We start from the raw sequence: 8,605 nt of genomic DNA, 5'->3' as shown, positions 1-8,605 counted from the left end.
GTCGTCGTGGACGCGACCCGCCCAGTAGCCGCGGCCGGGCGACCGCCGGGCCGTCGTGGTCGGCGTCCTCGAACAGCTGGGTCGCCCACGTCCGCACCTCGCCGAATCGGCCGCCGCCGGACGCCGTGACTGCCGCTGCGGCGCCGGTCCCGGACAGCTCGAGGCCGTCGGGGTCGGCCCAGTGGATGCGCGGCGCGTCCCCACCAGCCAGAACCGCGCGGTAGGAAACGTCGGCCACCCGGCAACTCCTACTCACGACCGTCCCGTGGACGGCCGTCTCGCCGGACAGAGAACTCATTGACGGTGCTTCAGGACGCTGTGACTAATAGCCTGTTCCTTCTGGCGCGACCGGCCGATACTCGCTCCGGATTCGGCGCGACAGGGCTCGAAGGGCTACTGAGGCGCGTACCGAGCGCTAACTGTACCGGTCTTCCGCCCACGGGTCCGCGGTGTTCGAGTAGCCGCGCTTCTCCCAGTACCCGCGCTCCGGTTCGGTGAGGAATTCGACGCCGTCCACCCACTTCGCGCCCTTGTACGCGTACTTGTGGGGCGTCACGACCCGCAGCGGCCCGCCGTGTTCCGGCGCCAGCGGTTCGTCGTCGAAGGCCCACGTGAACAGCACCTCGTCGCGCATGCAGTCCTCGACGGGGAGGTTCGTCGTGTAGCCGTCCAGCGCGTGGAACATCACGTGGACGGCGTCGTCGCGGACGCCCGCGAGGTCAGCGAGGTGCGGGAACGTCACGCCCGTGAACTCGCAGTCGAGCTTCGACCACCCGGTGACGCAGTGGAAGTCCTGGCGCTGGGTGACCGAGTCGAGACTCGTGAACTCGTCGTACGAGAATTCGAGGTCGGTCTCGACGGCGCCCCCGGCGGTGAACGTCCAGTCGTCGCGGTCCCAGGTCGGCGTGTCGCCTTTCGACAGCACGGGGAACTTCGACGTCTTCCGCTGGCCGGGGGGCAGTCGGTCGTCGCCGAACTCCTCGTAGAGGTCCGTGACGTCCTCGACACTCATGCCACGGCCTAGCGAGTGGACGCACGTATTCCTACCGACTCGAGCCAGCGACGTGGACGCCGTAGACCTGGACACGTACGTGCGCTCTCCCGCGAAACGCCAGGGACCCGCCCCCCGTCAGGCTTAAGAACGGTGGCGGCGAAGCCCCGCCCAGAACAATGCCCCAGGTCGAAGTCAACATCCCGGATCAGATCGAGATGCAGATCGCACAGCTCGTCGAACAGGGAGAGTTCGTCAGCCAGGAGGAAGCAATCGAACAGCTCCTCTCGGCGGGAATCCGCGCCTACAAGACGAGTGGCCCCACAGACGAGGAGGAGGGAGCCGGCCTCGAGAGCGAAGGCGGCATGATGGGGCACGAGGACGAGTACGTCTTCTGAACCGTCGCGGACGGCCGCGCCCCGGTTTTGCCCCCGCCGGCGCGCACACGCCGTGGTACGGCCTGGCAGACAACGCTTAAACGGTCGAATTCCCTACCGTAACCAACGATGCACAAGGACGAGCTTCTCGACCTCCACGAACAGATGGTCCAGATCAAAGACCAGTTCCTCGAGTTCGACACCGTCGACGACGACGCCTTCCAGGCGTACGAGGAACTGGACGTCGACCCCTCGCACGTCCACAAGTCCAAGAGCGAGCACAAGCACGCGGTGTTCCTGCTCGGAAACGCGCTCGCGGCGGCGATGAGCGAGGACGAGTTCTCGAACGCGGGCCGACTGAGCAAGCGAATGCAGGAACTGGCGGACGACGCGTCCAGCAAGCTGTAACTGTTCTCCGAAGCGGAGTCGCGCGCCGACAGCACGCGTCTCACTGAGCGGCTCGTCCCTCCCGGAAAGCCTTATACCCGCCCCAGACGTTCGTCGGATTATGCAGGCACACACGGTCGAGCGGGTGGAGTCCTGGGACTCCCGGCCGTTCTCAGACGGGTTCCGCGAGCTCCACGGGCTGGCGGACCGCGAGTTCTCGGGAGCGGTCGTCGCCGACGGCACGTGGTTGTTCATGTTGAACGGCCGGGTCATCGGCGTCTACGAGGGCGACATCGAAGACTTCGGTGACGCGTCGGGGACGGTGTACGAGGCGCCGGACCCCAGCCTCGCGCTGTTGTTCTCGATGCAGGAGCGCGGCGGCAAGACCCAGGCGAAGTACTACACGAACGACACCCCGTTGTCGGAAGCAGACAAGACCCTCGCCGACGCGAACTTCACGGGCTACATCGAACTCTCCGAGAACGTCCTCTCGGGGGACTACTACGTCGTCTACTACGGCGGCCGGTCGATGAGCGCGGCGTTCGTGGGCACCACGGAGGAGTTGCTCACGGGCGACGAGGCCTTCGAGCGCGCGGACGACGAGGTCGGCGTCTACGAGGTGAAGAAGACGCCGGTGAACGTCACGAGCATCCCCGAAATCGACGACGGCGACGACGCGGCCGGCGGCGCTGCAGGCGCGGGAGGCGCTGCTGCTGGCGCGTCTGCGGCCGACGAGGCCGCCGACAGTGTCGATTCGTCGGACAGTGACTCGGGGACCGACGAGGGCGGTGAATCAGCCAGTGAATCCGCCGGCGAGCCGTCCAGTGAGTCAGACCAGGAGTCGCCCGGAACAGCAGGTGGCCGGACGGAATCGAGCTCGGATGCCCGCGCAAGTGGCGCGCGGGAGGCCAGCGAGAGCGCCGGCCCGACTGACGACCCGACGGCGACGGACGCCGAAACTCGGACCGAGAGCGATACTGCAGGCGAGCGGACGACCGACACACCGACGAAGAGCGGCCGCACTGCGACTGGCGGCAAACCCGGTGAGGCGGCCTCCAGCGACGACTCGAGTGCGCGAGCGCGGTCCACGAAGCAGGACCATTCGGCTTCCACGAGTCCCTCGGACCGTGGCGGGCCGAATGGCGGAGACGGAGCCTCCTCCAGCGCACCGGCGGGGGCGGCTGAAGGCGAAGCGGGCGGGGAGTCCGAGCGCGTCTTCGACGAGGAAGAGGAGTGGCGCAACGCCACGTCCGTGCCCACGCTGGACCCGGAGAAGAGCGAATCCACTGACGGTGGCGCGACCAGTTCGAACAAGCGGACCAAGCGCTCGCAGCAGCGCTCGAAGACGACGAAGACGCCGGCAAAGAGTGGGCAGTCGCCGTCCAAGTCCGAGTCCACGAAGCAGTCCCGCTCGACCGTCGAAAAGCTCAAAGTCGCCGTCAAGCGACGTGACGCGAAACTCGAGGAGGCGTCCGAACGCATCCAGGAATTGGAGCGCGAACGCGACGACCTGCAGGCCCGCGTGGAGTCGCTGCAGAGCGAACGCGACGAACTCAGGGAGCGCGCCGACGACCTGCAGTCGCAACTCGACGCCGCAGAGCAGGCCGACGAGTCAGCGACCGAAGCCAGCGGGCCGGACCTGACTCCCGAAGCAGCGCTGTCAGGGACCAACCTCTTCGTGCGGTACGGCTCCAAGGGGAAGGCGACCCTCGACGGCCTCGACGGCAGCACCGACCCGGACGCCGTCAACAAGAACCTCCGCGTCGACCACCACACGCAGTTCGACGCGACCGAGGCGACCGTCGACGGCGAGGACTACGAGACGTTCCTCGAATCGACGGGCGCCTACCGGTTCGTATCGTGGGCAGTCCGGGAACTGCCCTACGAGATTCGGGACGCCGGCCACACGAACGGCCTCGATGCGCTCTACACGGCGATTCCGGACGTCGACCGCGCGGAACTCGACGGCTCCGTCGAAGTCGAAACCGAGGAGGGGACGACCACCCGGTCGTTCGACGTCGTGTTACGCGACCGCATGGGCGACCCGCTGGTCGTCGCCGAACTGAACGCCGAACGCGAACCAGTCACGGGCGTGGAGATGGACGACCTCGTGGACGCGGCGACGACGGTCAGGGAGGGCGTCGACGAGTTGAGCGCCGCGATGTACGTCACTGCGTCGTTCTTCGAGCCGGCGGCCCTGGAGACAGCGTCCGAGGAGACCGCCAACGGCGGGTTCCTCAGCCGCTCCGACCGGGAGAGCTTCGTCAACGTCGGCCGGAAAGCAGGCTACCACCTCTGCCTGGTCGAGGACCGCAACGACGCGTTCCACCTCACGGTCCCCGAACTGTAGCCGGGCAGCCAGTCGGCGGTCCGTCTTGGTTCTGTATCCTTCCACTCGGAGCAGACACCGAGTGACGTCTCTGGCCGACTCGATACCGTGAGTGGGGCCGTCCCGATCGACGGGACCGCACGCGGGAATCCTCCAGAAGCGAGTGAGGTCCGCAAGAGGTCGCCGAGGACAGCGGTCTCGGCGTTTAGAACTGTTGGCACTGCGGGGCGAAACCGAATTCTACCCGTGCGTCACTCCGCTTCCGCGGCCGCGTCGATTTTCATCGCTTCCATCTTGTCGACGAGGTCGTCGACTTTGTCGTCGAGTTCGTCGACGAATTCGCTGGTGCGCTCGGTCGTGATTGCGCCCTGCGAGGACGGTTCGATGAGGTTCTCTTCTTCGAGCACGCGGAGGGAGTAGCGAACTTTGTGGTGGGGGTAGCCGGTCTCGTTGGACATCTTGACGATGCCGATAGGTTCGTTCTCGATGACCATGCGGAGGACCTGCAGATGGCGCTCCAGCATATCGACTTCCTTCTCAAGCCGGTCTATCATGGCACTTGTTAACTTGTCAGGGCGGGGTTTTAAAGGTTGTCGTAGAGCCAGCCAAAAATGGGATGGCACGATGTTCGCATTGCGAACAGTTAACGTTTGCGCTCACCCCTACTGAACGCCGCCGGTGCTCGTTCGTCCAACAGTGGCCGACTGTGAGCAGAGAACTATCCGCGTTCGTGCACAGTTCCGGCAGCGAGACCGTAACGGGTTTGTCGCCGGTGGTGGAATCTACGACCATGACTGTCACCATCGTCGGGTCGCAACTCGGCGACGAAGGCAAGGGCGGGGTCGTCGACCTGTTCGGCGACGCCGTAGACGTCGTCGCCCGGTACCAGGGCGGCGACAACGCCGGCCACACCGTCGTCGTCGACGGCGACGAGTACAAGCTCTCGCTGGTCCCGTCCGGGGCCGTCCGCGGGAAGACGGGCGTCCTCGGGAACGGCTGCGTCGTCAACCCCGAGACACTCTTCGACGAGATCGACACGCTCCGCGACCGCGGCCTCGACCCCGACGTCCGGGTCGCACGCCGCGCTCACGTCATTCTCCCGTACCACCGCGTGCTCGACGGCATCGAGGAGGAGGCGAAGTCCGAGTCCGACCAGGAGATCGGCACCACGGGCCGCGGCATCGGCCCGACGTACGAGGACAAGGCCGGCCGCCGCGGCGTCCGCATCGGCGACCTCCTCGACCCCGAAGTACTCCGCGAGCGACTCGAGTACGCCGTCCCCCAGAAGCGCGCGCTCTACGAGGACGTCTACGGCGGCGACGCCGGCGAGGCGTTCGACGTCGACGCGCTCTTCGAGCAGTACCGCGAGTTCGGCGAGCGCATCCGCGAGGAGGGCATGGACGTCAACGCCGGCGAGTACCTCGCAGACCGCATCGCGGACGGCGACGAAGTGATGCTGGAGGGCGCACAGGGAACCAGCCTCGACGTCGACCACGGGAACTACCCGTTCGTCACGTCCTCGAATCCGACGGCCGGCTACGCCGCTACCGGCAGCGGTCTCGGTCCGACCACTATCGGCCAGGGGGAAGTCGTCGGCATCGTGAAAGCCTACCTCTCCCGGGTCGGCAGCGGCCCGATGCCTACCGAACTCCACAACGAGACTGCCGAGTACATCCGCGACGAGGGCGGCGAGTACGGCACCGTCACGGGTCGCCCGCGCCGGGTCGGCTGGCTCGACATCCCGATGCTGCGGCACGCGACGCGCGCGAACGGCTTCACCGGCATCGCCATCAACCACCTGGACGTGCTCGCGGGCATCGACGAAATCAGCGTCGGCCACGCGTACGAACTCGACGGCGAACGCGTCGAGACGCTGCCCGCGACCACCGAACGCTGGGCGGACTGCGAGCCGGTGCTCCGGACGTTCGACGGCTGGCCGGAGTTCGATCCCGCCGACGTCGCCGCCGAGGGCTACGACGCGCTCCCCGCTGAAGCCCGCGCCTACGTCGAGTACGTGGAAGACGAACTCGGCGTCGAGGCGTACGCGCTCGGCGTCGGCCCCGGTCGGGAGGAGACGGTCGTCCGCTACAACCCCTTCGAGTAGTCGCCGCAGTCGTCGATGAGCGAGCGGTCGTCTCGCCTGTTCGCCGGCGTCTCCGACTTTCGCCGGCCCAACGACCTCCCGGACCGTTCCTTGTCGGTGATTCTACTACTAGGCGCGGTGAACCCTCGACTGTCCGAGGCAGCGCCGCCACTGACGTCGTACCGACTGCCCGAACAGATACCGTCACGACCGCGGCCGAGACGATGTCCGAGGAGAACGTCCGCAGTGTCGTCATCGAGGTACCGTCGATGCCCGTCGGCATCGCCACCGACCGCCAGATCGCGACGAAGCTCGCCGACGAGAACGGTCGCCCGGCTGCGGCGCCGAATCGGTCGTTCGCTTCCCCGCACGGTTCCTCGCACCGTCGCGCGTTCAACGGGAGCGCACGCGGAACCCGCACGCTTTTGCCGAGCCGCGTCCTGGCCCGAAACATGCAAGAAGACCTCATGGACATCATCTGTTGCCCGCTCGATAAGAACGACCTGGAGCTCGACGTCGACGACCGCGAGGACGACGAGATCCTCTCCGGGACGCTGACCTGCACGGAGTGCGGCGAAACGTACCCCGTCGAGGACGGCATCCCGAACCTCCTGCCCCCGGACATGCGCGACGAAGCCGCGGCCTAGCTGCACAGACACGTCGGACCCACGAACCTTTTTCTACTCACGCACTAATCCACCGACCGTGCCCGAACGACTGGCCGTCCACCTCAACCGCGACCACCCGCGCGACGTCGACCCGGAAGCGGCCGCGCTGGAGACGGACCGGTCGTTCGTCCTGGAGTTCGTGAACCACGGCGGTCCTGTTCACGTCCACCTCCACCTCGACGACGCGCTGGCGGCCGTCGCCGACCCCGCCGCCACCCAAGTGTACGTCGAGTCCGAGGAGCGACGCGGTGTCGAAATCACCGTCCCGCCGAGCCACCCGCCCGCGAAGGGGTTCGTCGAACTCTCCAGCGGGTACGGCAAGGAGAAAGCTCGCGTGAACGTTACCCTCACCGACGAACGCAAGGACGGCGGCCCCGACGTCGCCGTGGACGAGTCGCTCGGCGAGAAGTCGGTGTCCGTCGAACAGTCCGCGTCGTCGTCGATCGCCGAGGCCGTCGTTCCCGTCGTCGCGGCGACCGTGCTCGTCGTCCTCGCCGCGGCTGTCGCCGTCACCGTCTCCGAGTCGCTGGCGCCAGTTCTCGGCGTGCTCGCGCTGCTCGCCGCCGTCGGCGTCGCCGCCTATCTCCTGGCAGTCTGAGGCTCCCGCGGGTTACGCGTCGTCCTCGTGGTCCTCGGGGTACGTCGGCGTCCCGGACAGACCGTGGTCGTCCATGCGCTTGGCGCGAAGGAACCGCGCGCGGTACCGGTTCGCGCCCTCGTTGACGTCCGCTTCGCGGATTTCGTCGGTGCGGCTGTCCGCGACGGCGTCGACGATGTCCTCGAGTTGCTCCTTCTCCGCGGGCGTCAGCTCGAAGGTGTACTCGCGGGACTCCTCGCGCTCGAGCGTCGTGAACTTCCGGGCGGCCGCGATGAACAGCGAACACGGCTCGCGGCACGGGAACTCGCCGTCACCGCGGGGGACGTCCAGTTCCTCGTCCTCGCTCTCGTCCCACTCGCGGCGCTTCAGGCACTGGGAGTCCACGCAGCAGGCTTCCGCGGCCCACTCCAGGGCGTCGCCGTCTAGCTGCTCGACGATGCCGTAGATGCCTGACTGTCGACCCGCGGCGTCGCTCCAGTGATCGACGTCGAGGTCGCCCTCGCGCTCGCGGTGCCAGTTGGCCACTGTCGCCGGATACACGTAGTCGACGGTCTGCACGAGGTCCGAGCCGTCCAGGTCGACGAACGCCCAGCCGTGCGGGAGCGACGGCGCCGTCGAGAGCGGCCGGTAGCGGCCGTCGTCGTCGTGCTTCACGAGGTGGCGGGCTTCGAGTGGGTCGGTGTACGAGTCGACGTCCTCCCCGACGTCGTCCTCGTGACGGACCTCGTATCGCCGCCGCCCGCCGCGGCTCAACACGGCGGTCACGGCGAGTTCCCCCCACGACCGCGTGTGGCCGCCGCGGAGCTCGTCGTAGCGCTCGGGGACTGTCAGGTCGTCGGCGGCTTCCAGCCACCGCAGGAACGCGCGCCGGGGGGTGTCGTGGCCCTCGACGACGTGCTCCCAGTAGTACCAGTTCGTCGCGTAGGGGTCGTCGGCGTGCTCCCGGAGTTCCGCTGCGGTGAGCACGGCCTCGGTTTCCGGCGTCTGCCAGCGGTACGCCTCCCGGAACGGCTCCACCACCAGTCCGTCGAAGTCGATGCCGGCGTCGGCCGCGTCGACGAGCGCGTCACCGACCGCCTCGATGGGTGTCGGCGCCGTCATCAGTCCCCCGCGCTCGCGGCGTCGGCGCCACCGGTCTCTTCGCGCACTCGCTCGACGGCGTCCCCCACGTC

The 8,605-nt window shown here is 67.6% G+C and carries 9 protein-coding genes and 1 pseudogene; 6 read left to right on the top strand and 4 right to left on the bottom strand.

Translation table 11 applies throughout. The annotated features are described in order from the left end of the window. Positions 1-298 (bottom strand): annotated as a pseudogene (locus GRX66_RS13835) (isochorismate synthase); the annotation flags it as partial. Positions 299-415: 117 nt separating this feature from the next. Next, on the bottom strand, positions 416-1,012 hold the full coding sequence (locus tag GRX66_RS13830; protein ID WP_159527083.1) for a sulfite oxidase-like oxidoreductase: 597 nt from the start codon (positions 1,010-1,012) through the stop codon (positions 416-418). Between the two features lie 158 nt (positions 1,013-1,170). On the opposite strand from GRX66_RS13830, the gene GRX66_RS13825 reads away from it, so the two are divergent. The 3 genes from GRX66_RS13825 to GRX66_RS13815 all read left to right on the top strand — a co-directional run bounded on the left by GRX66_RS13825 (position 1,171) and on the right by GRX66_RS13815 (position 4,105). Continuing rightward, the gene (locus GRX66_RS13825; RefSeq protein WP_159527082.1) at positions 1,171-1,389 is read left to right on the top strand and encodes a DUF7120 family protein; all 219 of its coding nucleotides are present in this window, start codon (positions 1,171-1,173) and stop codon (positions 1,387-1,389) included. Between the two features lie 108 nt (positions 1,390-1,497). Then, complete coding sequence (locus tag GRX66_RS13820) at positions 1,498-1,776, top strand: UPF0058 family protein (protein ID WP_159527081.1); 279 nt, start codon at positions 1,498-1,500, stop codon at positions 1,774-1,776. A 100-nt stretch (positions 1,777-1,876) separates the two neighbouring features. After that, positions 1,877-4,105: a DUF7527 domain-containing protein gene (locus GRX66_RS13815; protein ID WP_159527080.1), complete on the top strand. Its 2,229-nt coding sequence runs from the start codon at positions 1,877-1,879 to the stop codon at positions 4,103-4,105. A gap of 230 nt (positions 4,106-4,335) precedes the next feature. Here the strand turns inward: GRX66_RS13815 and GRX66_RS13810 are convergent, their stop codons facing one another. Continuing rightward, positions 4,336-4,638, bottom strand: a complete 303-nt coding sequence (locus tag GRX66_RS13810; protein ID WP_159527079.1) for a hypothetical protein — start codon at positions 4,636-4,638, stop codon at positions 4,336-4,338. Positions 4,639-4,874: 236 nt separating this feature from the next. Here GRX66_RS13810 and GRX66_RS13805 point away from each other — a divergent pair, with 236 nt between their 5' ends. The 3 genes from GRX66_RS13805 (at position 4,875) to GRX66_RS13795 (ending at position 7,433) form a co-directional block, all read left to right on the top strand. After that, positions 4,875-6,188, top strand: coding sequence for an adenylosuccinate synthase (locus tag GRX66_RS13805; protein WP_159527078.1), 1,314 nt, complete (start codon positions 4,875-4,877; stop codon positions 6,186-6,188). Between the two features lie 431 nt (positions 6,189-6,619). Beyond that, positions 6,620-6,814 carry a methytransferase partner Trm112 gene (locus GRX66_RS13800; protein WP_159527085.1) on the top strand — a complete coding sequence of 65 codons (195 nt, stop codon included), beginning with the start codon at positions 6,620-6,622 and terminating at the stop codon, positions 6,812-6,814. Positions 6,815-6,872: 58 nt separating this feature from the next. Continuing rightward, complete coding sequence (locus GRX66_RS13795) at positions 6,873-7,433, top strand: DUF7524 family protein (protein WP_325064120.1); 561 nt, start codon at positions 6,873-6,875, stop codon at positions 7,431-7,433. 12 nt (positions 7,434-7,445) lie between these two features. On the opposite strand, the gene GRX66_RS13790 is transcribed toward GRX66_RS13795, so the two are convergent. Next, positions 7,446-8,534 (bottom strand): DR2241 family protein, encoded by a 1,089-nt coding sequence (locus tag GRX66_RS13790; RefSeq protein WP_159527077.1) that lies wholly within the window; start codon positions 8,532-8,534, stop codon positions 7,446-7,448. Between the last annotated feature and the right edge of the window lie 71 nt (positions 8,535-8,605).

The sequence above is a fragment of the Halobacterium bonnevillei genome, from assembly GCF_009831555.1.
Lineage (GTDB): Archaea > Halobacteriota > Halobacteria > Halobacteriales > Halobacteriaceae > Halobacterium > Halobacterium bonnevillei.
This window is presented reverse-complemented; position numbering and strand designations above follow the sequence as displayed.